This window comes from Victivallis vadensis, from assembly GCF_003096415.1.
GTDB lineage: Bacteria > Verrucomicrobiota > Lentisphaeria > Victivallales > Victivallaceae > Victivallis > Victivallis vadensis.
The window spans coordinates 1-26,064 of sequence record NZ_QEKH01000021.1 but is presented as its reverse complement, the minus strand read 5'-3'; the positions used below and the strand labels follow the sequence as shown (position 1 = coordinate 26,064).

At 60.7% G+C, this 26,064-nt stretch carries 22 protein-coding genes; 15 read left to right on the top strand and 7 right to left on the bottom strand.

The window, feature by feature from the left end; genetic code table 11:
• From C8D82_RS21250 to C8D82_RS12880, 8 genes are all read left to right on the top strand, one after another.
• Nucleotides 1–1,207, top strand: a 1,207-nt coding sequence (locus tag C8D82_RS21250; protein WP_165833063.1) for a hypothetical protein, incomplete at its 5' end; no start/stop codon positions are given.
• Between the two features lie 192 nt (nucleotides 1,208–1,399).
• Nucleotides 1,400–1,984: a hypothetical protein gene (locus C8D82_RS12910; protein WP_116884706.1), complete on the top strand. Its 585-nt coding sequence runs from the start codon at nucleotides 1,400–1,402 to the stop codon at nucleotides 1,982–1,984.
• A gap of 89 nt (nucleotides 1,985–2,073) precedes the next feature.
• On the top strand, nucleotides 2,074–2,490 hold the full coding sequence (locus C8D82_RS12905) for a secondary thiamine-phosphate synthase enzyme YjbQ (RefSeq protein WP_116884746.1): 417 nt from the start codon (nucleotides 2,074–2,076) through the stop codon (nucleotides 2,488–2,490).
• Between the two features lie 94 nt (nucleotides 2,491–2,584).
• On the top strand, nucleotides 2,585–4,240 hold the full coding sequence (locus tag C8D82_RS12900; protein ID WP_116884705.1) for a type IV pilus twitching motility protein PilT: 1,656 nt from the start codon (nucleotides 2,585–2,587) through the stop codon (nucleotides 4,238–4,240).
• A gap of 18 nt (nucleotides 4,241–4,258) precedes the next feature.
• Nucleotides 4,259–5,374, top strand: a complete 1,116-nt coding sequence (locus C8D82_RS12895; RefSeq protein ID WP_116884704.1) for a type IV pilus twitching motility protein PilT — start codon at nucleotides 4,259–4,261, stop codon at nucleotides 5,372–5,374.
• Between the two features lie 36 nt (nucleotides 5,375–5,410).
• Complete coding sequence (lepB, locus tag C8D82_RS12890) at nucleotides 5,411–5,968, top strand: signal peptidase I (protein WP_116884703.1); 558 nt, start codon at nucleotides 5,411–5,413, stop codon at nucleotides 5,966–5,968.
• 24 nt (nucleotides 5,969–5,992) lie between these two features.
• Nucleotides 5,993–6,505 carry a hypothetical protein gene (locus C8D82_RS12885; RefSeq protein WP_116884702.1) on the top strand — a complete coding sequence of 171 codons (513 nt, stop codon included), beginning with the start codon at nucleotides 5,993–5,995 and terminating at the stop codon, nucleotides 6,503–6,505.
• 4 nt (nucleotides 6,506–6,509) lie between these two features.
• Complete coding sequence (locus tag C8D82_RS12880; protein WP_116884701.1) at nucleotides 6,510–7,364, top strand: hypothetical protein; 855 nt, start codon at nucleotides 6,510–6,512, stop codon at nucleotides 7,362–7,364.
• A 7-nt stretch (nucleotides 7,365–7,371) separates the two neighbouring features.
• Here the strand turns inward: C8D82_RS12880 and C8D82_RS21605 are convergent, their stop codons facing one another.
• Entirely contained in the window at nucleotides 7,372–8,142 is a 771-nt protein-coding gene (locus C8D82_RS21605; protein ID WP_207776128.1) for a prepilin-type N-terminal cleavage/methylation domain-containing protein, read from the bottom strand.
• 729 nt (nucleotides 8,143–8,871) lie between these two features.
• Nucleotides 8,872–9,219, bottom strand: a complete 348-nt coding sequence (locus C8D82_RS12870) for a hypothetical protein (RefSeq protein WP_116884700.1) — start codon at nucleotides 9,217–9,219, stop codon at nucleotides 8,872–8,874.
• Between the two features lie 179 nt (nucleotides 9,220–9,398).
• Here C8D82_RS12870 and C8D82_RS12865 point away from each other — a divergent pair, with 179 nt between their 5' ends.
• Complete coding sequence (locus C8D82_RS12865; RefSeq protein ID WP_116884699.1) at nucleotides 9,399–10,619, top strand: glucuronyl esterase domain-containing protein; 1,221 nt, start codon at nucleotides 9,399–9,401, stop codon at nucleotides 10,617–10,619.
• Nucleotides 10,620–10,643: 24 nt separating this feature from the next.
• On the opposite strand, the gene C8D82_RS12860 is transcribed toward C8D82_RS12865, so the two are convergent.
• Nucleotides 10,644–11,534 carry a helix-turn-helix transcriptional regulator gene (locus C8D82_RS12860; protein ID WP_116884698.1) on the bottom strand — a complete coding sequence of 297 codons (891 nt, stop codon included), beginning with the start codon at nucleotides 11,532–11,534 and terminating at the stop codon, nucleotides 10,644–10,646.
• A gap of 137 nt (nucleotides 11,535–11,671) precedes the next feature.
• On the opposite strand from C8D82_RS12860, the gene C8D82_RS12855 reads away from it, so the two are divergent.
• Complete coding sequence (locus tag C8D82_RS12855; RefSeq protein WP_116884697.1) at nucleotides 11,672–12,394, top strand: prepilin-type N-terminal cleavage/methylation domain-containing protein; 723 nt, start codon at nucleotides 11,672–11,674, stop codon at nucleotides 12,392–12,394.
• Nucleotides 12,395–12,410: 16 nt separating this feature from the next.
• The gene (locus C8D82_RS12850; RefSeq protein ID WP_116884696.1) at nucleotides 12,411–15,335 is read left to right on the top strand and encodes a GH39 family glycosyl hydrolase; all 2,925 of its coding nucleotides are present in this window, start codon (nucleotides 12,411–12,413) and stop codon (nucleotides 15,333–15,335) included.
• 52 nt (nucleotides 15,336–15,387) lie between these two features.
• On the opposite strand, the gene C8D82_RS12845 is transcribed toward C8D82_RS12850, so the two are convergent.
• Genes C8D82_RS12845 through C8D82_RS12830 form a run of 4 tightly spaced genes read right to left on the bottom strand, consistent with a single transcriptional unit; the run spans nucleotide 15,388 to nucleotide 21,164 of the window.
• On the bottom strand, nucleotides 15,388–16,182 hold the full coding sequence (locus tag C8D82_RS12845) for a type II secretion system protein (RefSeq protein WP_116884695.1): 795 nt from the start codon (nucleotides 16,180–16,182) through the stop codon (nucleotides 15,388–15,390).
• 21 nt (nucleotides 16,183–16,203) lie between these two features.
• Nucleotides 16,204–19,023: a hypothetical protein gene (locus C8D82_RS12840; RefSeq protein WP_116884694.1), complete on the bottom strand. Its 2,820-nt coding sequence runs from the start codon at nucleotides 19,021–19,023 to the stop codon at nucleotides 16,204–16,206.
• A gap of 24 nt (nucleotides 19,024–19,047) precedes the next feature.
• Nucleotides 19,048–19,761 carry an SDR family oxidoreductase gene (locus C8D82_RS12835; RefSeq protein WP_165833061.1) on the bottom strand — a complete coding sequence of 238 codons (714 nt, stop codon included), beginning with the start codon at nucleotides 19,759–19,761 and terminating at the stop codon, nucleotides 19,048–19,050.
• Between the two features lie 29 nt (nucleotides 19,762–19,790).
• On the bottom strand, nucleotides 19,791–21,164 hold the full coding sequence (locus C8D82_RS12830) for an FAD-dependent oxidoreductase (RefSeq protein ID WP_116884692.1): 1,374 nt from the start codon (nucleotides 21,162–21,164) through the stop codon (nucleotides 19,791–19,793).
• A gap of 133 nt (nucleotides 21,165–21,297) precedes the next feature.
• Between C8D82_RS12830 and C8D82_RS12825 the strand changes: the two genes are divergently transcribed.
• From C8D82_RS12825 to C8D82_RS12810, 4 genes are all read left to right on the top strand, one after another.
• The gene (locus C8D82_RS12825; protein ID WP_116884691.1) at nucleotides 21,298–22,197 is read left to right on the top strand and encodes a helix-turn-helix domain-containing protein; all 900 of its coding nucleotides are present in this window, start codon (nucleotides 21,298–21,300) and stop codon (nucleotides 22,195–22,197) included.
• 241 nt (nucleotides 22,198–22,438) lie between these two features.
• Nucleotides 22,439–23,908: a sugar ABC transporter ATP-binding protein gene (locus tag C8D82_RS12820; protein WP_116884690.1), complete on the top strand. Its 1,470-nt coding sequence runs from the start codon at nucleotides 22,439–22,441 to the stop codon at nucleotides 23,906–23,908.
• A complete protein-coding gene (locus C8D82_RS12815) occupies nucleotides 23,905–24,870 on the top strand; it encodes an ABC transporter permease (RefSeq protein ID WP_116884689.1) in 966 nt (321 codons plus the stop codon). Before C8D82_RS12820 ends, C8D82_RS12815 begins: the two co-directional genes overlap by 4 nt.
• A complete protein-coding gene (locus C8D82_RS12810) occupies nucleotides 24,870–25,829 on the top strand; it encodes a substrate-binding domain-containing protein (protein ID WP_116884688.1) in 960 nt (319 codons plus the stop codon). The genes C8D82_RS12815 and C8D82_RS12810 overlap by 1 nt, the downstream gene beginning before the upstream one ends.
• Nucleotides 25,830–26,064: the final 235 nt, after the last annotated feature.

Below are 26,064 nucleotides of genomic sequence, written 5' to 3'. Positions count from 1 at the left end.
CAAGTCGATGAAGTCGATCACGGTGAATGCTCCGAAGAGCGGCGTCGCCTCCGGCACGATCCAGAACCTGCTGATGGAAGCGGGCAAGGATTACTACGTCGCGGTGGAAGCGCCGGATTGGAAGAAGGGCGTCGGCACCGATTACGATCTGACGGTCAACGGCAATGTGTTCAACCATGCGAAGAACAACCTTGCGAACAACAGCTATGATCAGGTCAAGGGCCAGAGCGTCACGCCGATCACCGGCAGTGCGGACGGCACTCTCAGCTCCACGCCGGTTCTGGCGGACGAGTGGGTCGGCTACGGCGACTCGGTCGACTTCCAGAAGATCACGTTGGCGAACGACGGCACCTACTCGTTCACAGTGAGCGGAGTTTCGCAGAAAGTGAAACTGACGGTCTACGGCGTGGATGCGAACGGCAAGCTCAAGTCGATGAAGTCGATCACGGTGAACGCGCCGAAGAGCGGCGTCGCCTCCGGCACGATCCAGAATCTGCTGATGGATGCGGGCAGTTACTACGTCGCGGTGGAAGCGACGGACTGGAAGAAGGGCGTCGGCACCGATTACAACGTCTCCATGAGCGGCTCGGTGTACAACAACGCGAAAAACGGCCTGAACAACGGCAGCTGGAATGCGGCGGGCGTGGAAACGCTGACGCTGAGCACCGGCAAGGCGGTTTCCGGCGAGTGGGTCGGTTACGGTGATGCTTCCGACTACTTCGCGTTCAAGGTCGGCGCCGACGGCAGTGCGGCCGGTCAGTACACCTTCAAGCTGACCTCGGCGGACGGCAACAACCTGAACGGGAATGCGACCTTCACGATCTACCAGAAGAAGTACAACTCCAAGGGCGCGGCTTCCGTCTCCAAGGTCGGCAGCTTCACGAACAACAAGGCCGATTCCATTACGCTGGAACTCGGCGAAGGCGAGTACTTCATGGCGGTCGATTCCGCGGACAAGGGCAAGGGCAAGAAGAATATGGGCTACGATATCGACGTCACGGCCCCGGCGGCTCCTTCGCTCACCTCGTTTGCGCAGGATCAGCAGCCGGCGACGGCGGCTGCCTTCGCGGAGCTGGCCGGATTCGACGGCGTGACGGCAGCGTTGAATGCGGTGGCGGCGGATACGCTGGCGGGATTCGGTTCCGCGCTCGACTCGCTCTCCGGCGGCGACGAGCAGAAGAAGAACCCGTTGTTCTCGGTCCTCTGATTCCGGTAATCCGGTCGACAAAGGCGTCTGGCGATTGTGCCCGGCGCCTTTTTTTGTTGCTGTTCCGGTGTAATACTGCTTCACAGTTTGAAAATGAAACAGTGGAAAGTTGACAAATTTTCTATTATTGAAATTCCTGAATTTTTGGCAGGATAATTCGATGGATGATAATAGGAAAGGATTTACCGGAAAATGAAAGAACAATGCATCTGCCACACACCGCTTCAGGCTCTTCTGATCGCCCGCTCCGCGGAACCGGCCCTGCTGGAAGCGGCAATCGCCGGGGCGCTCGGCCGCTCTCTGGCGGATGGAACGCTGGTGCTGGATTCGGTCGTTTATTCCCTTGCCGATCTTCGGGCGAAGTGCAGTTTCATCATCTATTGCCGCAGGTGTGATACGCAGGCGTTTTTCCGGCAGGCGTCGGAATTGCGGCGGCGGGTGGAGAGCGTCGGCCTGTGCCGGAAATTCCGGGGAGGTTCTTCAGTGCGGTTCAACCGGCTTGAGGTTCCGGAGATGCGGATCGACGAAACCGGAATTTTCATTCGCGGAACCGCGGAGATCGACCTGTGCGAATCGGCATTTTCCGGTTGCGACCGGCCGGAGGGATGTTCCCGGTCCGTCGATCTGGTCCTGCTGAAAAAGGAGATTGAAGAAGAGATGATCGGCTGCAGTTTCCGCCCGGTTCAGATTGAAATCATCCCGGATTCCGAAATCGTGTTCCGGGGCATCGCCGGGTGCGGTCCGAAAGTGGAGGTCGCGCTCGCTCTTCCGCGTTGACCAATGCTGCTGGACAAAGGCGCGGCGTCGTGGTATATTTTACCATGATGCCGTATTTTTTTGTGAAACCGCAACCGGGGAGCCGAATCATGAAATCATTTCGCAAGGAACTTGTCTTCAATTTACCTTACCGCCGCCAGTTCGTGAATATCACGGCGGAAGTCGAGGCCGCCCTGGCCGAATCCGGCATCCGCGAGGGATTGCTGCTGTGCAACGCGATGCATATCACGGCATCGGTGTTCATCAACGATGACGAATCCGGCCTGCATTCCGATTTTGAAACCTGGCTTGAAAAGCTCGCTCCGGAAAAGCCGCATGACCAGTACCGCCATAACGGTTATGAGGACAATGCCGACGCCCACCTGAAACGGCAGGTGATGGGGCGCGAGGTAGTGGTCGCGGTCACGCGCGGCCGTCTGGATTTCGGACCGTGGGAACAGATTTTCTACGGGGAATTCGACGGGCGGCGCAGTAAGCGCGTACTGGTCAAAATCATCGGCGAATAAGCGGTTTTTTCGGCTGCCGTCTTGAAAATGGCGGGGAGACGGGTTATAATAGTGCAAGCTCGTTCGAAATGACTATTTCAGGAGAATCCGACTCATGCCGCTCGATGTTCAATGGTTTATTTATGCGCTGGTCAGCAACGGCGCACTGACCGGGGAAGATGCCCGGCAGCTCTATGCCGACCTCGGGCCGGAGACCGATTTGGCCGCATTCGCGCAGGCGGTGCTGGATAAGCTGGTCGCCGATCTTTCGGAGGAGGATGCCGAATTCGTGTTGAACCAGATTCAGACGGTGATCGATTATGCCGTCGAACAGGCGGAAACCGGCATCGGCCCCCGGTATGAGGAAGAGGCGGAGGAAGCGGAAGTATGGGATGAGCCGGGGGCGGCGCGGGGCGACCTTCGCCCGGAGGGCGCGGGCGGGGAGCGTGTCCTCGATTTTCACGCTCCCGTGCTGGAGAATTTTCGTGCTCCGGGCAAAGAGGAGAAGGAGCCGGAGGAACGGAAGTTCGGGGCGCACCATCAGGCCGGAATCGTTCAGGATTCCGCCACCCGTTTTGAAGGGCTGGAGCTGGATCTCTCCGGGTTGCAGTCCTATGACGACCTGCCCGGCTTCGAGGAGGTTTCCGCGCTCAGCGAGGCGCAGCTGCAGGAACGGATGATCATTCTGCTGACCTGCCTGCGGGCGCTGGGGTGCAGCGACCTGCACCTTTCCGCCGGTTCGCAGCCGTTCGTGCGCCGGATGCTCGGCATTGAGCGGATCAGCGATTATGTGCTGACCGCGGAGGATGCGCGGCGGCTCAACCTGGCATTGGTTTCCGCCGAACGCCGCGGGCAGTTCGAGGAGGAGATGGACATCAACTTCGCGCTGGAGGTCGGTCAGGACCGTTTCCGGGTCTGCCTGATGATGCACAAGGACGGCATCGAGGGCAGCTACCGTCTGGTGCCGGATCATATCTGCACGCTGGAGGAACTCGGATTCCTCGAATCGGACGTCACTCATATCAAGCGTCTGCTCGACTACCACAACGGGCTGGTGCTGGTCACCGGTCCGATCGGTTCGGGGAAAACCACCACGCTGGCGGCGATGGTCGACATCATCAACGACAAGCGCACCGACCATATCATCACGGTGGAGGACCCGATCGAAATCCTGCAATGGTCCAAAAACTGCCAGGTCACCCAGCGGGAGATCGGCAGACATACCGTCAGCTATCACGCCGCGCTCAAGGGGGCGCTGCGCGAGGACCCCGACGTGATCGTGATCGGCGAAATGCACGACCTTGAGACGATTGAAAATGCGATCACCGCGTCGGAAACCGGCCATCTGGTGATCGGCACGCTGCATACCAGCGACGCCGCGAATACCCTGAACCGCCTGCTCGATGTATTTCCGCCTTCCCAGCAGCCGCAGATCCGGGCGATGACCGCCGGCAGTTTGCGGGGGATCATCTGCCAGCGGCTGGTTCCGGCGGCGGCCGGCGGGCTTACCGTGGCCTACGAGATCATGGTCAACACGATGGCGGTCGGCAGCATCATCAACGAAGGCAAGACTTTCCGGCTGAAATCGACGATGGCCACCGGCAGCAGACAGGGAATGTGCACGCTGGATCAGTGTCTGCTGGAAAAGTACAAGCGCGGCCTGATCACCCGGGAGGTGGCGCATTCCCTGATGCGCGACCAGTCGGTGATTTCGCAGCTTCAGGCGGAGTGGGCGACCCGCGAGGCTCGTAAACTTCAGCATAACGGGTAAAGCGGAGGAACGCAAGCGATGGAAAAAGAACCGGTTATCAATCAATATCTCCGCCGGATGCTCGAGCTCGGCGGTTCGGACCTGCATTTGTCGATCAACTTTCCCGCCAAGGCCCGCGTCCACGGCAATATTCAGCTGCTGGATGACGATGTGCTCGACGCTCCCCGCATGGAGGAGCTGATGAAGGAGATCTGCCTGCCGGCGTGGCGGTGGACGAAGTTCATGGAGACGCACGACCTCGACTTCGCGCACGAGATTCCGGGGCTGGCGCGTTTCCGGTGCAACTACTTCTACAACTATCACGGCATGGGCTGCGTGCTCCGCCAGATTCCGAGCCGGATCCTGACGATGGAGGAGCTTCATCTGCCGAAGACGCTTGAGGAGATCTGCAACTACCAGTCCGGGCTGGTGCTGGTGACCGGGCCGACCGGTTCCGGCAAATCGACCACGCTGGCCGCGATGATCGACTATATCAACGAGAAGCTGCAGAAACACATCATCACGATCGAGGACCCGATCGAATTCGTGCACCGGAACAAGAACTGCACGATCGTCCACCGCGAAGTCGGCATTCACAGCGAATCCTTTCCGCGCGCGCTGCGCGGCGCGATGCGTTCCGACCCGGATATCGTGCTGATCGGCGAAATGCGGGAGAACGAGACGATCCGGCTCGGCCTGACCTGCGCCGCGATGGGGATGCTGGTGTTCGCGACGCTGCACACCAACAACGCGCCGAAAACCGTGGACCGGATCATCGACGCGTTTCCGGCCGACGAACAGGCGCAGATCCGGACCATGCTCGCGGAGTGTCTGCAGGCGATCGTGTCGCAGCTGCTGTGCCGCAAGAAAAACGGCGGGCGGGTCGCGGTCCACGAAATCCTGCTGTGGGCGGACGGTTTGCCGAATACGATCCGGGAAGGGCAGATCGCGAATATCCGCACGATCATCGATTCGAGCGGCGGGCGCGGGATGCGTTCGATGGACAATTCGATTCAGGAGCAGTTGAACGCCGGGAACATCACGGCGGAAGAAGCATATATGAAAGCGAGCGACAAGAGCCGTTTCCTCGCCGCCCTTGAGGCGGAGGAGGCCGCGGCCAAAGCCGCCGCACGGGAGGACGCGGAGCAGGAGTAAGGAGCCGCGCCGCCGTTTCCCGAAGGAGAGAGTTGCATGTTTGGAGTCATCAGGGATATCTGGCATAAGATTGCGGCGGCGCACCGTTCCGCCGATGAGACCGGCGCAGGGACGGTGCTGGAGTTTTTCGTGCCGCGGCTGAAACGGGCTTTTTTCATCCGCATGAGCGTGGTGGCGCTGCTGGCGGCGGTGGTGTTCGGCTTTGTGCTGATCCCCTGCGTGATCAACGGCGAGAGCATGGTGCCGACGTTTCCGGCGCACGGCTTCACCTTCTGCTGGCGGGGCAAGTACCTGTTCGGCAAGCCCAGACGGGGCGATGTGGTGATCATCCGGTATGCGGACAAGGTCTATTTCCTGAAACGGATCGTCGGGCTGCCCGGCGAAACCGTGGAATTCCGCAACGGCGACCTCTATATCAACGGGCAGCGGCAGACCGAGCCTTACGTGCATTACATCTGCGACTGGAATTTGCCTCCCCGGACGGTGGAGCCGGGACATTATTACGTGGTCGGCGACAACCGGAGCCAGCCGATCGAACAGCATAAATTCGGCCAGGTGCTGGCCGGAAAAATCGCGGGAGCCCCGCTTTTTTAGGATTGACAAGGATTTTTTGACAATATGACACTTCGACTTCAATGGTGGCACATCGCGGTGCCGGTCCTGATTCTGGTGCTGGGGGGGCTTTCCTTCTGGTATCTCAACCGCAATACGGATGAGGCGGAAATCCGCCTGACGCTGAAGCAGCTCTGTTCGGTGGGCAGCAAGGCGGAGGGCGAAAGCGCCGCCGCGGGGGCGATCAAGCTGCAGCGGTCCAACGAGCTGTTCACGGACCCGTGCCGGCTGGATTTCCGGCACAGCATGTTTCAGGGAGATTTTTCGGTCAGCGAGATCGCGGCGAACATCGCCCGCTTCCGGATGCTGTTCCAGACGGTTCAGATCGAAATCCGGGACCTGCATATCACGGTGACTCCGCCGGACGGGGCGCAGGTCTATTTCACCGGGCTGCTGGACGGCGTCGCACGGAACGGAGAGCAGGTCGGCGAGGTGCGCGACCTCTTCTGCAAGCTGAAAAAAGTGGACGGCAAATGGCGGATTTCCGAAATGAATATCCGCGAAGTGCTGGAAAAGTAGCGCGATGGCCGCCCTTCCCGAGAACCGGCTCCTGCTGACCGGCAAAGTGGTTTCCCTGACCGGACGGATCGAATCCCGCCTCGCCGAATGCGGCGCGGTCGGGACCGGCCTGCGCGAAAAGACCGATTCACTGGGCAGCAAGCTCTCCCCGGAAGTGGTCAAGCTGCTGGCCTATATCGGCTCCATCCGCAACCGTTTCGCCCATGAGCCGGAGGCGGAAATCTCCGGGGAGGAGTTCGCGCTGTTCGAGGAGTCGGTCCGCATGGTGCAACAGGAGCTGGATATCCTGTGGCCGGTTTCGCGAAGTCACCGGCCCGCTGCCTCCGCCTCCTCTCCGCTGCCGGAAGAGGAGTTCGACGAATCTCCTTACCGCGGCACGGAGCCGGACAGCGACTGGCTGATCTTGGCGGGACGGCTTCCCGTCCTCCATCTGGCCTACGCGGTCCATCTGTTCTGGCGGGCGGTGACGCCCGGCATTCGGCTGCTCGGCCTGCTGGTCGGCGAAGTACTGGGCATTCTGCTGATCGCGTTCGGAATCTGGAAAGGAGAGCCTTATGTGACCGGCTTCGGCAGCGCGCTGTTCCTGATGGTCCACGGCTTCGGAATCTGGGAGGCGCATCGCGATCCCGCCCGGTCGCTGCCGACTTTCCTGTATATGACGCCCGGCCTGAATCTGTTCTACTTCCTGCTGCGGCTGCTGCCGTTGCTCAACTGGATGATGCTCTTTGAAAGCTTCGCGATCATCATGGTATGGGTCGCGGCGATCGTGATGGCCGCGCGGGGCGAAATCACGATCGCCGGAGGGCTCGCTTTCCTGAGCTACATCGGCGGCGTGGTCGCTACCTACGTGCGCCGGTGAGCTTTGTTCAGTGGTGATGCTCGTGAGCCTCGATGTAGCTGTTTCCGAGCCATTCCGGCACGAAGTGGCGGTTGGTGGCCGGATCATGGGCGTCGGGAACGGTTTCGGCGAAGGTCAGGGTTTCCGCATGGCCGTCGGCAAATAGATAGTTCGCCCGCTTCACGTGCCGCCCGGAAGCGATCACGTCGCTCCAGTCGTGCGGATCGGACATGCCGTCGTAGCACTGGTGTTCTTCCGGCTCGGTGGCGCTGCCCGATTCGAAGCCCCGTTCCGCCAGCACCACGTGGAAACTGGCGCGCCGCAACGTGTCGACCGGCCTGCCGAATGTGAAAACCCCGTTCATCATATAGCTCTGGATTCCCTTTTCCGCATCGTACTGCATGTCGGCGGGGCAGCGCAGATATTTAAGATCGTAGCCGAGCGCGGTCAGCGGCGTGAACCATTCGTCCCCCGTCTCGTGGAAGTGGTCGAAGGTTCCGGTATGGACCACCGGGTAAGCCCCGTTGTACTGGCTGGAATACATGAGCAGCGCCAGTCCGGTCTGTTTGTTGTTGTTCAGGCAGCTGATGGTGTACGCCCGCGCCCGCGCCCCGTTCAGCGCCGGCAGCAGCAGTCCGGCCAGAATCGCGATGATCGCTGTCACGATGAGCAGCTCAATAAGCGTAAATTTTGCGGTGGTCGGCCTTAAGCGGCGGTATGCGGGGGGCGTGTCCGCCTCGTGCCGCGCCCCCTGCGTCCGGCAAGGTGCCGGTGCCGGGTAGGGGGCGGTGCAGTGCAAAGACGCGGTCGGTCGGCGGTGGGAAGAAGATCCGCAATAACGTGAAGTCGTCTTCCCGCTTTTCTGCGGAAAAACAACTTCACGTTTTTGCTCCGACTTGCCGCTTGCAGAGCATTGGCGGAGGCGTGAGAGCTTGCTGGGAATGAGAGAGATGTTAAGATTGATTGGTACGGGGAGAGATGCGGCGCAGGTCGCCGCTTTCTCTCCCCCGAACCCCTCTCTTTTACGCAGAGCGGCAACAGATGAGACAACGAGGGGCCGGGGGAGCAGAGCTCCCCAGCGGGATAAGTAGGAGGAACGAAGTGACGACGCACATCCCGTTATCTGGCAGCGGCACCTTGCCGCCTCTCTTTTACGCAGAGCGGGAATAGATGAGGAAACGAGGGGCCGGGGGAGCAGAGCTCCCCAGCGGGATAAGTAGGAGGAACGAAGTGACGACGCACATCCCGTTATCTGGCAGCGGCACCTTGCCGCCGACGCACATCCCGTTATCTGGCAGCGGCACCTTGCCGCCGACGCACATCCCGTTACTTGGCGGCGGCACCTTGCCGCCTCTCTTTTCCGCAGAGCGGGAGCGGGAGAGATGGGGAGAATCAGGGAGGTAAGACGGCACAGTGCCGTGGTGATACGGTATTGTTTCATGATGATTTTCCTGAATTTCGGGTACAATCGGGGACACCGTGCGGCCGGAAAAGCCGCATGGCGTCAGCGGGGAACGATTCGGGGAAATCAGCAGAAAGGCGGGGCGCGCGCCCGGAGACGGAAATATGGGGCGGTGTCCGGTTCCGCCGTATTCAGCGGCGTTTGAAAGCCGGGATGATCTGCAAAAGTGACGGACCGGGCGGCAGGCGGCTCGGCGGCGCTGAAAATCCCCGAGCAGACCGGGCAGAACTTCAGGCCGGGAGTGAGTGCGGTATGCCCGGAATCCGTGTCCAGCACCGTTTCCGTCACGGCCTGCACGGCTTCGCCGCACGCCGGGCTGTGGTGGAACAGCGGGTGCACGACTTCGGAGAGCGCAAGCAGCAGTGCTCCCAGAAGCAGCAGGGATGTGGCGAAACGGGAACGGATGGGATTCATGAAATTACCCTTGTCTAATTCAAGATTAATCCAATATACATCCGGAATATCCGACTGTCAAGATCAACAATCGGAATTTCGTGTTTTACTGCGCCTTTGCCGTTCTGCGGAAATCGTTTTTGACTTTGACGTTTTCCGGGATATGTTATAGGCAATCATAACTAATCCGGGAGAGAGCCATGCTGAATAAAGCTTGTGCCGCGGTGTTGCTGGCGGCGGGAATTGTCGGGAATGCGGCGGAGCCGGTGATCTGGAAGGGGGAAGTCCCCGATGCGCTGACCTCCGCTTCCGGCAGGAAGATCGCGACGGTACAGGAGTGGGAGACGATCCGTAAACCGGAGCTTCTGGAGCTCTTTTCCCGCGAAGTCTACGGCCGTTCTCCAAGGGCTCCGGGGAAAGCGGAATTCCGGCTGCTGGAGCGTTCCGAAGACGCGCTGGACGGCAAGGCGATCCGGATTCAGGGGGATGTCACCATTCCGGGGGTGAATCTCCCGCACCCGTGGCGGATGCTGATCTATCTGCCGAAAAACGCGAAGAAACCGGTGCCGGTTTTCTGGGGGATGAATTTCAAGGGCAATCAGGCGCTCAGTGAAGATCCCGGCGTATTGATCCCGGAGTGGTATCAGCCGGTCCGGCCGCGCGGCGCCGCGAAAAGCCGTTATCCGCTCGAACAGATCCTTGACGCCGGTTACGGCATCGCCACCATGCGTTACTATGAGATCGAACCCGACCGCGACGGCGAATGGAAAAATTCGCTGCGCGGCGTTTTCGCGCCGGAGGGCCGGTTGAAGCCGGATGACTGGGGCGCGATCGCCGCGTGGGCATGGGGCCTGTCGCGCGGCATGGACGTGCTGGAGAAGATGCCGGAGGTCGGCCCGGTCGCGGTCTGGGGACACTCCCGTCTCGGCAAGACCGCGCTGTGGGCCGGAGCGAACGATCCGCGTTTCGCGGCGGTGATCTCCAACGATTCCGGTTGCGGCGGGGCGTCGATCACCCGCCGGATTCTGCCGGGAGGCAAAAGCGAGACGCTGAAGGTGATCAATGAACGGTTCCCGCACTGGTTCGCGAAGAATTTCCTGAAATACATTGACCGCGAAGAAAAATTGCCGGTCGACCAGCATGAATTGATCGCGCTGTGCGCGCCGCGCCCGGTTTTCATCGCCAGCGCCGCCGAGGATCTGTGGGCCGACCCGGAGGGGGAATTTCTGGCCGCGAAACTCGCCTCCCCGGTGTACGCATTGTGGAATTTGCCGGGGATTCCGGCGGAGCAGGAGATGCCGAAGGTACACGAGCCGGTCGGCGGGCGGGTCGGTTATTACATCCGCTCCGGCGGCCACGACGTGACGCCCCGCGACTGGCAGGCCTACTGCGATTTCCTGTCGCAAAACGGCATCCGCTGAACTCCAGGATATCCCAGGCTCCGGTCAGCGGTGAAAATTCCGGGGAGAACTGCCGAAGAACTTTTTGAACTCGGTGGAAAAGTTCAGGGGGTTGTCATAGCCGACGCGGGCGGCGATCTCCTTGACTGACAACACCCCCTGAAGCAGCATCATCTCAGCCTGGCGCATCCGGTGGCTGGTCAGATAACGGTACGGCGTGGTGTGCAGATACCGCCTGAAAAGCCGGGCCAGCCCGGATTCGCTGACGCCTCCGGCCGCCGTGAAGTCGGCGATGGAGAGCGGGCGGCCGTAATCCGAATCGATCAGGCCGAGAACTTTGGTGAGTGCCGGCGGATAGAGCAGCTCCGGCGGTGGCGCCGCGAGATATTGCAGGATTTCAAAGCACAGATTGGAAATGCGGCGGCGTTCCTCCTGATTGTGGGCCTTGGCGAGACTCTGCCCCACCTGTGAAAAGCGGTTTTCCAGAAAATCCAGTCCGGCGGGGGTCACCACCAGCCTCCCTTCCAGTCCGCTTTCCGCCAGCAGTGAGTGCAGCAGTTGTCCTTCGATCAGAAGGCTGGAGCGTTCGCACCGCTTCGGGGTTACGAATTCGTAGTCGGCCAGCGGCGGCAGCAGGATCACGTCCCCGGCTTCCGCCGACCAGTATTCGGAACCGCAGTGGACGCAGGTTTCTCCGGAGTGAACCAGGGATACCTGCAGGAAATGCGGGGCGATCCGGTGGTGGTAATAGCCTTCCCAGGAGCGGGCGCGGCAGTACATCTGGCAGAACAGCAGCATATCCCGCCGGAAATCCGAGGGGCGCTGGTCGAAAATCACATAATCGTGGACGACCATCGCGAAATGCTCGTCGCCGATGTGGTGATAGCAGGTCGCCTTGTCGTTTTCAAAAACGGAACGGTCTTTCAGAATTTTCATGATTTGACGGTTTTCCAGATGTATTTCCTGTTTTTCAAATATATTATACCGGAGTTCCCATTGTTTTTCAAATGCTGATCCAGTATAATTTATTTCAGACGTACCCTTGATAAACTGTTTGGAAAAGGAATCTGAATATGAGGAAAAACAATTGTTTTACCCTTATTGAGCTGCTCGTTGTGATAGCGATCATAGCGATTCTGGCGGGGATGCTGCTGCCGGCGCTGAACAAGGCGCGGGAGTCGGCGCGCAGCACTGCCTGTCTGAACAACCTCAAACAGAATGGAACGATGATTCTGATGTATGCAAATTCCAACCGGGGAGTATTCATGGTGTTTTCCGAAGTGGCGGACGGCACCAGCCCGTGGGCGGATTTCGCGATGAATTACAGCAGCAGCGACCCGGCGCAGGCGAAAGCGATGACGCGCTCGCTTGCCTGCCCGTCGCTGCCGCTCGCGGATTGGGACGGCTCTTACAACGGCCTGAAGTGGAACACCTACGGCATCTGGAATCTGACCGAATGGCTCCCGGAATCCTATTGGCGGATTCTGGATGGCGGCAAGCACCAGTTTTATAAGATCGACCGGATCAGGAGGCCGTCGAGCCTGCCGATGCTGGCGGATACGCTGAACAATCAGGACAAGCAGAGTTACACGTTTTCGCATATCCAGACCGGCACGACGAAGCCGCTGGTCGCATTCCGCCACGGCAACCGCACCAACGCGTGGTTTGCGGACGGGCACGCCGCCGCGCGCAATACCGGGGAGTTCGCCGATGCCATGCTCGACAGTCTGGATGCGGTCAAGCCCGGCACGATCTACGGTTATGCGACGACGCCGCAGGCTTTCAAACTGAAATAACCGGAGGAGAAATACAATGAGACTGATTTTCTGTTTGGCGGCGGTGCTTTTACTGGCGCTTTCGACGGCGGCCGGCGATACCGCACCGGGATTTGTCCGTATCCGGCAGCAGTTGCCGCTGACGGCGGAAACGTGGAAGCCGGTTTTTTACGAAGGAACCGGCCGGGCCGGATTCGGCGGGAATGGCGTGACGCTGGCGCTCGACTGCAAGGCGGCGGCGCTTTTCCCGCGTCGTCCCTTGCCGGAAGTTACCGGCCCGCGGCGGTTCACGGTGCAGGCGGAGCTGCTCGACGGAACCGCCGAGATCCGTTTTCTGGTCGTCGGCCGGGACGGCAGGGAGTTCCGTTTTCCGTGGCGGGCGCTGAAACCGGGGAAAAACACGGTCGCATTTCCGTTTGACGGCGAAGCCGCCGCCGTGGAACCGCCGCTGCGGTTGACCGGAGTGTCGGTCCGGACCGGCGGGAAGGCGACGCTCCGGCTTGAACAGGCGGAGCTGGAAAGCGACGAGCCGGAAATCAGCCGGATCGAACTCTCCTACGACCGCGCCTATCCGATCAATATCGAAACGCCGGACGGGAAGCATCCGGTGGCGCTGCTGCTTCGCAACCCGCTGGCTTCCGCGGTGAAGGCGATGTGGAAGCTGGAATTGCGCGAGCCGGGAAAGGAGCCGGTCCGGCAGGAAGGGGTGAGGGAGCTGCCGCCGGGAGAAACGGTCCGCCTGCCGCTGCCTCCGGCGGAACGGAACGGCATCCGGTACGGCACGCTGGAACTGGCCGCCGCCGCGCTCCCGGAAATCGTGCGCCGGGAAAGTTTCTCGGTGGCGCGGATGAATCCGGCCGGGCCGACGCCGGGGCGGGCGGAGGGGTTCCTGTTCGGCGTCTGCGGCCATCCGCAGCGTTACCCGGCGGAAGATCAGCGCCGCGAAGCCGCCGCCGCCGCATTGTGCGGAGCCAAAGTCCTGCGCGAGGATGCGGGATGGGGCCGTATCCAGCCGTCCCGCGAGGCCTGGAACTTCGATTCGCTGGATGAAACCGTGCGGATCTTCGGCGAACAGGGGATCGAACTTGAACTGATTTACAGCTACACCCCGGCCTGGGCGGTTGCCGCCGACTGGAAGCCGCTCAATGAGCAACGCAGGCGGGTCCATAACTCCCGGCCGGATTATGAAGCGTGGCGCGAGTTCGTGAAGCGGACCGCCGCCCGCTACCGCGATCAAATCCGCTTTTTCGAGGTATGGAACGAGCCGGATTTGTTCAGTTTCGCGAACTTCACCGCCGAAGAGTATCTGCGGATGCTGAAGATCGCCGGGGAGGAGACGCATAAGGCCGCTCCCGGGGCGCTGGTGCTGACCGGCGGCTACACCTGCATGCCGCCCTATTTCGCGCTGAACGACCAGAAGCATCAGGAGAAAACGCTGGCGGACGGCAGAGGGTATTACGATATTCACGCGTTTCACGGCCACGGGCCGCTCGAACACTATGCGCCGCAGATCGAACGGATGATCGCGATGCGCGAACGGCTCGGCGTGGCCGCGCCGTGGTGGGCGAACGAGACCGCGGAGACTTCCGTATTCGTCGGAGAGGCGGGACAGGCCGCCACGTTGTGGAAAAAGCTCTTTTTCAGCTGGGCCAACGGTTCGATCGGCTACAACTGGTACGACCTGCGCAACGACGGCTTCGATCCGCGCAATGTGGAAAACAATTTCGGGATGATCACTCACGACTTCTTCCCGAAGGCGATCTATCCGGCCTACAATACGATCGTGCGGAACTTCCGCGGTACGGAGTTCGACCGGGCGCTGGATCGTTTCCCGGCGCTTCGCCTCTACCGGTTTCAAAAGGGAAAACGGCGGCTGCTGGCGGGCTGGAACGATTCGCCGGATTCCGGGACGCGGCTGATCGCATTCACCGCCGGAGCCGGGAAAGGGGAGAGATTCGATCTCTTCGACAACCGCAGTCCGCTGGCGGTGGCCGGCGGCACGGTTTTGATTCCGGTCGGCAGGGAGCCCGCCGGAGTGGAGTTGTCCGGCGGCGGCTGGGAGCCGCTCTGCGAACCGGTGCTGCCGCTCGGCCCCGCCACGCTGCGGCGCGGCGGCAACCCGCTTACTTTGCAATTGGAGAATCCGTTCGATGTTCCAACCGAAATGCGGCTCGCTTTCCGGCTTCCGGCGGGGAATGCTCATCCGGCGGAGACCGTCCGGCTTGCGCCCCGCGAAAAGCGCCGGGTCACGGTTGAGTTCGCCGCCGCTGAAAATGTGCCGGCGGAAAATCCCGGAATTGCAATCGATATGCGGCTCGGCGGCCTCGCCGGTACGCTGACGCTGCCGGTGCGCCCCTCCGCCGCGATCGGGCCGGAGTTTTCCGCCGGGCCGGATTTCCGGCTGGACCGGCCGGAACAGCTTACCGTGCTGGTTCCGGCTGATCCGGGCAAGGTCAGATTCTTCTGGCAGGGGCCGCAGGACCTGAGCGCGGCGCTGTTCCTCGCGATGCGGGATGGCGTGTTGAAACTGCGCGCCGAAGTGACGGACGACATCCACTGCCAGCCTTTCCGCGGAGAAGCGGTCTGGCAGGGGGATAACATCCAGTTCGCGCTGGCGGTGCCGGGGCAGAAAACGGTGTGGACGTTCGGGTTGACCCGACTGGCGGACGGCGTTTCGGAGTGTCATGTGTGGGATGCTCCGAAGGGATTTGATTCCAAAGCTGTTGCGGCGGAGATGCGTCTTGAAACTTCACGTGACGAAGTGAAAAAACTGACCGTCTACGAAGCAGAGCTTCCGCTTTCCGCCATCGGAGCCGATTCCGCAAAGCGGAAGCAGGGAATCCGGTTCAATCTGCTGGTGAACGACAATGACGGCGAGATGCGTGAAAGCTATCTCGCGCTGACGCCCGGCCTCGGCGAGGGGCGCCGTCCCGACGCCTACTACCTGCTCTCCTTTCAGTAAGTGGAAGCGCTCCCGACGGCCAACTCTGAAAATCAGGCCATTTGTCATCCGCCTACAGAGAACCGGCGACAGTCGGGACTTCTCTTTGACCGAGTCGTCCGAAAGAAAGAATCTTATCATTATCCCAATCCCGGATTCCGGTCAGCGTTCCCGCATGGCCGTCTGCATAGACTCCGTTCACCGAATTGATACTGCCGTGCCGGTAATCAAAGCGGATTCTTTCCCATTGCCAGATACTGTGGCCGCCTGAATTCATCACCAGAAAGTTCATCTGTCCCACGGTGCGGTTCAGATAATCCAGACAGAGTCCTCCCGCGGAAGGATTCCGCAGCGAGCCCAGTTTGATCGATTTCACGCACTTGAAATCGCCGCGCGAAGTCTGACCGCAAATTCCGTTCCATGCGTAATTCGTGACGGGTTCGCTTCCCTGGGAACCTCCCGAAGCAGTCTGGAACGGACCGGCATCACAAATATAAGCTTTTTGCCTCATTGAATTTCCATAGGTCATCGCATTGCCGATCAGGTAGGGCCAGGTTCTGGCGACCCAGGAAAGATTCGTAATGTTGCCGATGATGCCGACCGTGCCGTTACCGGTGATCTGGGCTGGCGGCAATACTCCGTCATAATCTCCGGCATAGAGAGTCGCGGCCTGGCCGATCTGTCTGAGCTTGCCGACGCAACTGATGCTTCTGGCCCTTTCCCGCGCCTTATTCAGCGCAGGCAGCAGCATTGCCGCCAGAATGGCGATGATAGCTATCACGATGAGCAGCTCAATGAGGGTGAAACGGCGCTTTTTCCGGGAGACGGGAGCAGGTATGCCGGTTAAGGTGAAATCATCAATTTTCATTCGTTTTCTTCCTTCTTTCCATCATTCTTGGTTGTCATTCAGGAAGCCCACCAGTTCTTCCGTTACGTATCGGTTCAGGAACGCGTGGCGCGCTTCCGCTGCGGCCAATTCGGCCTCCCCTTGCGGGGTCTCCGGCAGCAGAAAATAGAGCCGGGCGCTTTTTCCGGCCGTATCCAGCGTAAGTTCTCCGCCGTCAAAGGGATGTTTTTCTCCTGAAATCAGTTCATACAAAATTCCCCTGCCGCCTGAAACCGTGACCGTTGCCGGAGAAAGCCCGGTTTCGTACCGCATGAAATTCTCCCGCGACGGCGCGCCGCTCCGGAAGACGAATCCGTTCCAGGGCCGCCGGTCGAAAAGCGCGAATACTTTTCCACCCGAAGGCAGGCTGAATTCCTGAACCAGTAAATCCGCGTCGCCACGGCCGAAAGGCGTGACCTGCGCTTTTTTCAGGATTCCGGCGATCAGGGCGCGGTCGGCGTCGGTCGCTTCCCGGTGGAACAAATAGAGCGATGCGCCGTTGGCGAGTTTTTTGGCGGAAAGCAGCGGTCGCCCGTTTTCCTGTGCGACGGTCTTAAAACCGTCGAGCCGAAAGGAATATGCCTCGTTTTTTCCTGAGGCCGAGATTCCGAAAGCGGCATAAGCTTCGCCGTCGTTGAGCCCGGTATTCTCGCCGTAGTAAGCACTCAGCAGGTCGGAGCCGTCGAAACGGCGTCCCGCCGACAACGGCGAAAGCACGAGCGTGCGGTTGCCGCCGCGCTTCAGGTAAGCGGTCAGGCTCTGCACTTCACGGGCGGTATGGCCTTTGCCATCCGCGAAGATGACGCGGGTTTTCTCCGCTACGAAAGGAGCGTCGAGCATCGCCCGATCCAGAAACTCCACCGGGTAGAGCAGTTTCCGCCATGCGATATCCCCGATGGCGGCTTCAGCCCTGACTGCGAAATAATCCGCGGAACGGACAATGGAAACCACTTCTCCCCGGTTGGCCGGCGCTTTGAGGCCGGCGTCGAATGCGTCCCGGAACGCCGCTATTGTGACGAGCTGATCAACCAGGCGGCTGTGATGGAAACGCTGTTTGGGATCGTTCAGCAGTGCCCATGTCGGCAGGCCGCGGTGCGTGTAGGTCGACAGGAAATCAACCTGCATGCTGTCTGCCCCGGTCGCTCCGGCCAACGCATAATTCAATACATAGTTGAGGCGCGGATCGCGATAGGGAACGGCCGCTCCGGCCTGTCCGGTTTCATGGATCAACCTGAGCTTCGTGCCGGAAGCCTTCGCCGCTTCCGACCGGCTCATGCCGCGCGCGATCATGCCGAAAAGCCCGGCTTCGGCAGGCAGTTCTCCCGGACGTCCGTAGGCGGGCGATTCCGGCGAATTGAAGCTGTTGGAGTCGCAAAGATCGAAATTGGCCGCCAGCAAACCGTCCAGCCGCGCCATCCCCTGCCCGAAGCAGGAACAGTTCAGCGGCATCGCCACGACATTGACTCCCTTACTTTTGCCATAGGCGCCGATTTCATCGAAGAACCGGAGCAGCGCATAACGTTTCAGCGCGTAGAAAACCGCCAGCCGCAGCCGGTATTGCGGCGATTCCCTGCCCGGGACGCGCGAACGGGGCGCGGCAAATTCGTCATAGGAGCCCAAGCCGAGCTTCTGCGGTGCGAGTTCCACGCCGAACGTCCATTTGAAATACTCCGGGAACCTGATCCGGCGGCGTCCCTCCGGGAAGAGGGCGAATTCGACGCCGGGATCATTTCCGGCCAGACAGGCGCGGAACGCGGTTTCATCGGCCTTGGAAAATCCCGCCGTGGAACTCTCCCACCAGCCGACATCGGGCATGATGTAGTCGGCAATTCCCGCCGCCGCCAGCTTGTCGATGATCTTCTTGTGCGCTTCGGCCGCCGCCGGGTGACAGAAGCTGCCGCCGTGGTACTGGGCTCCGCCGGGCCATTTGCGCCGGTCGAGTTCGCGGTTGCGGCTGAAGCCGGACAGTCCTTCGCCGAATGCTCCGTGCGCACCGAAAAATCCGCCGACTTCGCGGACCAGCGTGGTCTGGTAGCTCATCGGCAGGTCCCGCCTGAAGTAGTCGTTGCGCAGCGGCGCGATCTGGCTGTAATCGAAATCCGGAGCGATCGCGAACCGGTCGCCGCCGAATATTCCGGCGATTTTTTCGATTGCATCGGTTGAAGCGGGAAGCGCGGCATAGCCTCCGCCCATTCCGAGGATCACGCGCCCGTTCATTGACGGGCTTTTCCCCTCCGGCTCTGGGACGGCGGCCGAATCGAAAGCGAGGAAATGGCGTTCCGGTGCGATCGCGTCGATCACGTTTCCTTCCGGTGTGCGAATCTTAAGCCCGGCAACCTCAAACAGCAGCGGCTCCCCTTCGGTGACGAAAGCGATCGTCACATAGGTGAGGTCACGGATACGTTCATCGGCATAGGAGGCGTCTTTCCAGCCGCCATCCCCCGGATCAAGCGTCACTTCCCGCTGCCGGTAGTTTTCGCCGGAGCCGAGGCCGAGGATCAGTCTGCCCCTGCCGGATAACGCGCGGTACCGGAGTTCCGCTCCGGCGACCCGGCTGTGCGGAAACGCGACAAGGATATTTTCCCGCCGTCCGGCGGGAGAGGTGCCTTCCACCAGCAGCGCGCAGGAAATTCCCTCCGGCAGATCCCGCGTGGAAAGCGCACAGCGTATCGCGTTGCCGCCGAACATCAATGCCGACATGTTGTTGAGCAAAGCCCGCTCCGCCGCGGTACCGGAATAACGGAATGCCGGAGCATCCGCCCCATGCGAGACGATGGCGCCCAGCAGCATCGCCGCGCCGGTCAACTTCAACCTGAACTTCATAAATTCAGTTCCTCTCCTGTTACGTCAGAACGGAATAATCTCCTGAACCAGCGGCTGAACCATGATCTCCGGAAATTCGAGATGTTCCGGGAAGTCGCAGATATAGCGCACCAGTTCCCCCATCTGGTCGGGAGACATCATCTTCGCCGCCAGCTCCTTTCCCGTCGGCGGCAAGTTGGCGGCGATGCCGAATTCCGTCGCGCCCCACGACGGCGTGAGAACCGTCACGCGGACATTGTGCGGACGCAGTTCGGTATAGAGCGCCCGGCTGAACATATCCAGCCCCGCCTTGGCCGCCGTATAGCAGGCGAAGCCCGGCCAGCCGTAATGGGAGCAGACGCTGGTCACATTGATGATAAGCCCGGATTTGCGCGCGACCATCTTCTCCGCCACCCGGCGGCACCCCAGAATCGCGCCGGTCAGATTGCCGTTGATCGAGCGGAATATCTCCTCGTCGCTGAAGGAAAGCAGCGGCTCGACCTTCACGGCGATTCCGGCGTTGTTGACCAGGATGTCCACCTCCCCGACCGTTTCCATGATGCGGTCCCAGTCCTCCCCGCGGGTGATATCGCCCTGAATGAACCGGACTCCCAGCTCCTCCGCAGCTTTCCGGAGCCTTTCAAGGCGGCGGCCGACGATCCAGACTTCACCGCCGGCGGCTTTCAACGCTCTGGCATCCCCGTAGCCGTAACCGGTTGCTCCGCCGGTGATGATGATTTTTTTCCCTTCGATGCTCATTTTGCACATTCCTTTCGTTTTGTTTGCATTTACAATTCGACGCCGCCGTCCTGAAGAAGTTCACGGACAACTCCGGGCGGCAGTTCCGGGAAATCCTCCCGCCGTTCCAGACTCAGGTACGCCGCCGTTCCGGCCGCCTCTCCCAGCTGCAGCATGGTCCGCGACAGGCGGCAGCTCGAAGCCGCCAGCGCACTGAAACCCGCCATCCGCCCCGCCGCCAGCAAGTTTTTCATCCCCGCCGGAACCAGCGAATGATAGGGTATGCCGTACAACAGACCGCTTCGTCCTCCCCCGCCGCGCCCGTGAAAATCCAGCGGATGATCGCACAAAGCGATGATTTCGTCCCGTTTCTGGCGGGCGAGTCCGCCCAGGATATCGCGCTCGGTCAGCATTCTGCGGCACAGCACGCGGTAGCCGTCGCGACATCCCGGACGCGGAAAGATATGGTGCAGCCGGAAACGCCGGAATTCCGGAAACGTCGTCTGCAAATAGTGCCAGAACGCATAAACCCGCCGTTTCAATTCCGCCGATACCGCTCCGGCTTCAAACGCATAAAACTCCAAACCGCTCATGGTCGGCAGCATATTGCAGTTGAAGTCCCCGTTCGGATACTCCGTGATGCAGGCCATCGGGAACTGCGCCGCCCACCAGCATCCGGCGGGAATTCCGGCGGGAAGCGGCTCCACCGCATCATCGGCCGCCGGCCGGATGCGGAAGATTTGCGATACGCCGTTCAGTACCGGCTCCGGAAACTTCGGCGCGCCGGATTCCCCGTACCGGCCGGAAGCTTCCTGTCCGAAAAGCATCCGGCAGCCGCATTGTGCCGCGACCGCTCCGGAGCAATCGATCCAGCGGGCCGCTTCCAGCCGTGTGCCATCCGTCAGCACCATCCGGCGCAGCACGCCGTCCCGGCACTCGACCGCCGCCGGCGCGACTCCGGTGCGGAGACGGCAGCAGCCGGATTGCGCCAGCAACCCCTCCACGGTGCGGCAGAAAAGTTCCGGTTCAAAGATGATGCCGCGCCGGAGCCTCAACGCTCTGGAAAACTCCTGTTCCTCCATATGTGAACGGAGGGTGTCTTCGTAACGTCCCGCCGGATCGATCCGCTGTTCCGAGCCGGGGAACGGATGGGCCGCTTCGTCCGGAATCATGCAGTGCCGGGTGATCCGGTAGAAGCCGACTCCGGCGGAATCGTTCCGTTGCATCTCCTGAAAAATCCGCCGGGAAATCCCGGTCGCTCCCGCCACCGGTTCATAGCAGTTCACGCCCGCGAATGTCGAAGTGCCGCCGATGCGCTGATAATTTTCCACCAGTATCGTATCGATTCCCAGCCGCGAAGCCGCAAGGGCGGCCCCGCAGCCGGCCGAACCGGCGCCGATCACTGCAAGTTGACAGGAAACCATCTTACTTTATCCTTTCTGTATTTATTATACCGGAATGCTTCCGAAAAACAACAGTAGAAAAAGCAAACTTTTGGCATATCTGGTATTTGATTTTTCCTCTTTGCAGGTATATTAAAAACAGGAGCGGAAAAATATGAAAGCCATACACCACCTGCAACTCAGAAGCAACTGCCTCTATCTCGGCGGCGAAGGCAACAATGCGGAAAAACTTTCCGGCGGCTTTTACGATCACACGTTCATTCCGGAGTTCGCCGGGGAATATTTCCGGCATAAATATTTTGCAATTACCTATATATTAAAAGGACACGGTGTTTTCAAAGATCATTGTGCCCGGAGTTTCGATTACCGGGAGGGGGATCTGGTCTTCCGGCATGCCGACACGCCGTTTTTCATGTCCAAATGCTTCCGGGAAGACGGCTGGCTGGAATTTTCCGCCGCATTGCCGCAAAGCCTTTCCGACGCACTGCTCGCGGCGGGAGTCCTGAGAAAAGATTTGACTTTTTTGTCGCCCGGAATTTCCCCGGCGCTGCTGGGTATGGCGGAAGCCTATACGGATTCCTTATTCTGCGTGAACAAAAATGCGGGGGCCGCGCAGGCATATGCGGCAATTCTGAACTTTCTGGACGAACTGGCCAGATCAACTGCCCCGGAAAATTTTGCGGGAACGCCAAAGGAAATGGGGCAATTGGAACAGGTCAGACAGCTGCTCGACGATGTCTCCGACACCACTCCGCTGCCGCTGCTGGCCCGGCGGATCGGCATGGGCTATGAAAATTTCAGGAAATCCTTCCGCCGCCGGTTCGGGCTTTCGCCGCAGGAATACCGCATTCAACGACGGCTCGACCAGGCTGACGCGCTGTTGCGGCATACCCGTCTGTCGATCAAGGAAATCGCCGGACGGCTCGGCTATTCCGACATCACCGCGTTCTCGCGGCAGTACCGGAAATTCCGCCGGGTTCCCCCCTCGTCCGGGCGGGACGCCCTGCCTCCGGCGGCCGGGGCCGCCGCGTTTCCCGGAGTCCCTGGCCGGTAAGGCACCGGAGGGGCTTTGAGATTTGGGCACAGCAAAAATCTCTAAACCGAGGGTGGTATCCATCGGTTTATCTACTCTGTCGGCGGTATTCGCCGCCGCAGGCTGTCCGGCTCACAAAAGGTACGGCAAAATCACAAAATACCGCCTTCGCAAAACTTGTTTTTTGAGGGGCAATGGGGTATACTATATGAAGTATGGTTTGAAATGACACAATAGCGGAACGGAAAGGAGGCCGGCGCGAATGGCGCTGCTGGAAACCAGAGAACTGACCAAGTCTTATGATGCGGTTGCGGCGCTTCAGGCGGTCTCGCTTTCCGTCGAATCCGGCACGGTTCTCGGGCTGATCGGCGAGAACGGAGCGGGCAAATCCACGTTCGCCAAATGCGTGACCGGCCTGATCCGCCCGACTTCCGGGGAGATATTGCTGGAGGGGCGGCCGGTTCACGGCGCGACTCCGGCGATTGCCGGAATTCCGCAGGAGTTCAACCTGGTCGAGGACCTGACCGTTGCGGAAAACATCTTTCTCGGGCGGGAGCCGTCGCGTTTCGGCCTGCTTGACCGTAAAACCATGTGTGAGGAATCCCGGCGCCAGCTGGCGCGGCTTCAGGCCGATATCGATCCTGACGCGCCGGTTTCGACGCTTTCGCCCTCCGGCAAACAGATGGTGGAGATCGCGAAGGCGTTTTCCTGTGACTGCCGGGTGCTGCTGATGGACGAGCCGACCACGATCCTGAATCCGGAGGAGACGAAGCGGCTGTTCGCGATCATGCGTGAATTCCGGGACCGGGGCAATGCGATCATCTATATTTCGCACAAACTGGCCGAAGTCAAAGAGATTTGCGACCGGATCGCGGTGTTCCGCGACGGCGTGCTGGTTTCGGTGGACGATTCGGAGGCGCTGGAACCGGCCGAAATGGCGCGGCGCATGGTCGGGCGCGAACTGACCCGGATGTTTCCGCCTCCTTCGGCGGCGGTTCCCGGTGAAGTCGAGTTGGAGGTGGAGCATCTGGCGGCCCTCCCGGCGGTGCGCGACGTGAGCTTTACGCTGCGGCGGGGAGAACTGCTCGGCGTGGCCGGGCTGGCCGGAGCGGGACGCACCGAACTGGCCGAGGCGATCGCCGGATTGCGGAAAATCGACTCCGGCACCGTGCGGCTGGCCGGGCGCGAGGTGAGATTCCGTACACCCGCGCAGGCGGTCGCCGCCGGAATCAGCTACCTCTCCGAAGACCGGCAGGGGACCGGCATCCTGCCCGATTTTTCGATCGAGGCGAATATCACGCTGGTTTCGCTGGCCCGTTACTGCCGCGGAGGGATTTTCGACCGGAGCGCGGCGGAGGAGGCGGCGCGGAACTATGTGGCCCGTTTCCGGATCAAGCCCCGCGATATTTCCGCGCCGCTGCGGGCGCTGTCGGGCGGCAACCAGCAGAAGGTCGCGGTGGCGCGCGGGCTGGATATCGGCCCGACGGTTTTCATGTTCGACGAACCGACGCGCGGCGTGGATGTGGCGGCGCGGTGCGAAATCTACGAATTCATCCGGGAGCTGGCGGATTCGGGCGTGGCCTGTCTGTTGATCTCCTCGGATATGGAGGAGCTGCTCGGCATGTGCCGGAAAATCATGGTGATGCGCGAGGGGCAGGTGGCCGGTTTCGTCGAGGGGGACCTCCTGACCGAGGCTGAACTGATGTATCTTGCAATCGGAGTGAAAGAATGAAACAAGTGGTCCTGAATGCCCGGAAGCTGTTCGCCAATTCCGGCGGCGTCTATATCGCGCTGGCCGTGCTGCTGGCGGTCTGTTCGGTTTCCAACGAATATTTCCGCAACCCGCAGAATCTGGCCAACATCACCCGCCAGGTTTCCTACAGCGGCATCATCGCGCTGGGGATGACCTTCGTGATCGCGGCCGGCGGCATCGACCTCGCGGTCGGTTCGCTGCTGGCGCTGGCCGGAGTGCTGTCGATCCTGTCGATGGATCTGGCTCCCGGTTCCCCGGCGCTTCAGCTCGCGCTGGCGTTCGCCACCGCGCTTGGCGTCGGCGCGCTCGGCGGCGCGGTGAATGGAGTGCTGGTCGGCGCGGCGAGGATTCAGCCGTTCATCGTGACGCTCGGCACCATGTCGATCTACCGCTCGCTGGCGCTCTACTTCGCCGATGCGGGACTGGTTTCGACCGGCAATGAACTCTACCGCACCGCGACCTCCGCGACGTTCTGCATGATTTCAGTGCCGGCATTGGTGATGGTGCTGCTGACCGTGTTTTTTACGGTGGTGATGCGGTCCACCCGGTTCGGCAGGCATGTGTGCGCGGTCGGTTCCAACGAGCGCGTGGCGCGTTACGCGGCGATTCCGACCGGGCGGATCAAGTTCCGGACCTATTTGCTGGCGGGGCTGCTGGCGGGGCTGAGCGCCTTTCTGCTCGGCGGGCGGCTGAGCTCGATCAGCAGTTCGGGCGCGGGGCTTTCCTACGAGCTTGACGCGATCGCCGCCGTGATCATCGGCGGCACCGCGATGACCGGCGGGCGCGCTTCCGTGCCGGGGACGCTGGCCGGAGTGCTGCTGCTCGGCATCGTGTCGAACGTGCTCGACATGTGGGGTATCTCCGTGAATCTGCAGGGGACCGTAAAGGGGTTGGTCATCATCATCGCCGTATTGATTCAATATAAACGAAAGGATTCGTAATGAAAAAACTGTTGACGTTGTTCGCCGCCGGAGCGCTGCTGCTCGGGCTGGCCTCCTGCGGGAAATCCGAAGCGAAGAAGCTGCGCGTCGGCGTGTCGATTCCGGCGGCCGACCACGGCTGGACCGGCGGCATCGTGTGGAGTGCCGAGGATGCGAAGAAACGCCTCGAAGCCGCGAATCCCGACCTCGAAATCGTGATCTCCACCGCCCGCGACGCCGCCGAACAGGTCAGCAGGATCGAAAACCTGATGGTGCGCAATGTGAATGCGCTGGTGGTGCTGCCGCAGGAGCCGGGGCCGCTGACCAACGTCTGCGAAGCCGCCAGAAAACAGGGCATCTTTCTGGTCACCGTGGACCGCGGCCTCGACAAGCCGGTGCAGGATGTGAACGTCGCGGGCGACAACGCGGGCTTCGGCCGGGCCGCCGCGCAGGCGATCGCCGGGGCGCTGGACGGCAAAGGCGATATTCTGGTGATGGAGGGCATTCCGTGCGTGGTCAACACCGACCGGGTCACCGCGTTCAGGGAGGAGATTGCGAAGCACCCCGGCATCAAGGTGCTGGAGTCGCAGTCCGCCTACTGGGACACCGAAAAAGGGCTCAAGCTGATGGAGAACTTCCTGCAGAAGTATAAGAAGATTGACGCGGTCTGGGTCGGCGACGACGATGTGCTGCTCGGCGCGATGAAGGCGCTGAAGGAGTCCGGCCGCAAGGATGTGAAGCTGATGCTCGGCGGCGGAGGCAGCAAACATGTGGTCAAAATGGTTCTCGACAAAGATCCGATCGTGAACATGACCGTCACGTATCCGCCGAAGATGATCGAAGAGGGGATCGTGGCGGCGATTGCCGGACTGCGCAACGGCGGCAAGGCTGCCGACGGGAAGACGAAGATCGTGATGCCGTCTGAAATCGTGAATGCGGAGAATGCCGGGGAGTTCTATTTCGCCGATTCCATCTACTGATTCCGCGCTCGGCGGAGGAAAAAGCCGGCGGCACGGAACAGGCGGGGCAATAAATCCGGCCTCCGTGCCGTTAATTTCACATAGTTGAACTCTTTTCACCATGTAAAATGGTCTGTTTTTCATTTTATTTGAACTTTTTTGTTATTGTCCCAAATTTTGTGAAACACACTTGTAGTTTCCAACGCCGATAACGACGTTGCCGATAATTTGCATACGTTTTTGCCAGTAGTCCTCC

Coding starts and splice junctions, on each gene's coding strand:
- C8D82_RS12910 (WP_116884706.1), top strand. CDS start 1,400: ATGAAAGAACAATGCATCTGCCACACACCGCTTCAGGCTCTTCTGATC.
- C8D82_RS12905 (WP_116884746.1), top strand. CDS start 2,074: ATGAAATCATTTCGCAAGGAACTTGTCTTCAATTTACCTTACCGCCGC.
- C8D82_RS12900 (WP_116884705.1), top strand. CDS start 2,585: ATGCCGCTCGATGTTCAATGGTTTATTTATGCGCTGGTCAGCAACGGC.
- C8D82_RS12895 (WP_116884704.1), top strand. CDS start 4,259: ATGGAAAAAGAACCGGTTATCAATCAATATCTCCGCCGGATGCTCGAG.
- lepB (WP_116884703.1), top strand. CDS start 5,411: ATGTTTGGAGTCATCAGGGATATCTGGCATAAGATTGCGGCGGCGCAC.
- C8D82_RS12885 (WP_116884702.1), top strand. CDS start 5,993: ATGACACTTCGACTTCAATGGTGGCACATCGCGGTGCCGGTCCTGATT.
- C8D82_RS12880 (WP_116884701.1), top strand. CDS start 6,510: ATGGCCGCCCTTCCCGAGAACCGGCTCCTGCTGACCGGCAAAGTGGTT.
- C8D82_RS12870 (WP_116884700.1), bottom strand. CDS start 9,219: ATGAATCCCATCCGTTCCCGTTTCGCCACATCCCTGCTGCTTCTGGGA.
- C8D82_RS12865 (WP_116884699.1), top strand. CDS start 9,399: ATGCTGAATAAAGCTTGTGCCGCGGTGTTGCTGGCGGCGGGAATTGTC.
- C8D82_RS12860 (WP_116884698.1), bottom strand. CDS start 11,534: ATGAAAATTCTGAAAGACCGTTCCGTTTTTGAAAACGACAAGGCGACC.
- C8D82_RS12855 (WP_116884697.1), top strand. CDS start 11,672: ATGAGGAAAAACAATTGTTTTACCCTTATTGAGCTGCTCGTTGTGATA.
- C8D82_RS12850 (WP_116884696.1), top strand. CDS start 12,411: ATGAGACTGATTTTCTGTTTGGCGGCGGTGCTTTTACTGGCGCTTTCG.
- C8D82_RS12845 (WP_116884695.1), bottom strand. CDS start 16,182: ATGAAAATTGATGATTTCACCTTAACCGGCATACCTGCTCCCGTCTCC.
- C8D82_RS12840 (WP_116884694.1), bottom strand. CDS start 19,023: ATGAAGTTCAGGTTGAAGTTGACCGGCGCGGCGATGCTGCTGGGCGCC.
- C8D82_RS12835 (WP_165833061.1), bottom strand. CDS start 19,761: ATGAGCATCGAAGGGAAAAAAATCATCATCACCGGCGGAGCAACCGGT.
- C8D82_RS12830 (WP_116884692.1), bottom strand. CDS start 21,164: ATGGTTTCCTGTCAACTTGCAGTGATCGGCGCCGGTTCGGCCGGCTGC.
- C8D82_RS12825 (WP_116884691.1), top strand. CDS start 21,298: ATGAAAGCCATACACCACCTGCAACTCAGAAGCAACTGCCTCTATCTC.
- C8D82_RS12820 (WP_116884690.1), top strand. CDS start 22,439: ATGGCGCTGCTGGAAACCAGAGAACTGACCAAGTCTTATGATGCGGTT.
- C8D82_RS12815 (WP_116884689.1), top strand. CDS start 23,905: ATGAAACAAGTGGTCCTGAATGCCCGGAAGCTGTTCGCCAATTCCGGC.
- C8D82_RS12810 (WP_116884688.1), top strand. CDS start 24,870: ATGAAAAAACTGTTGACGTTGTTCGCCGCCGGAGCGCTGCTGCTCGGG.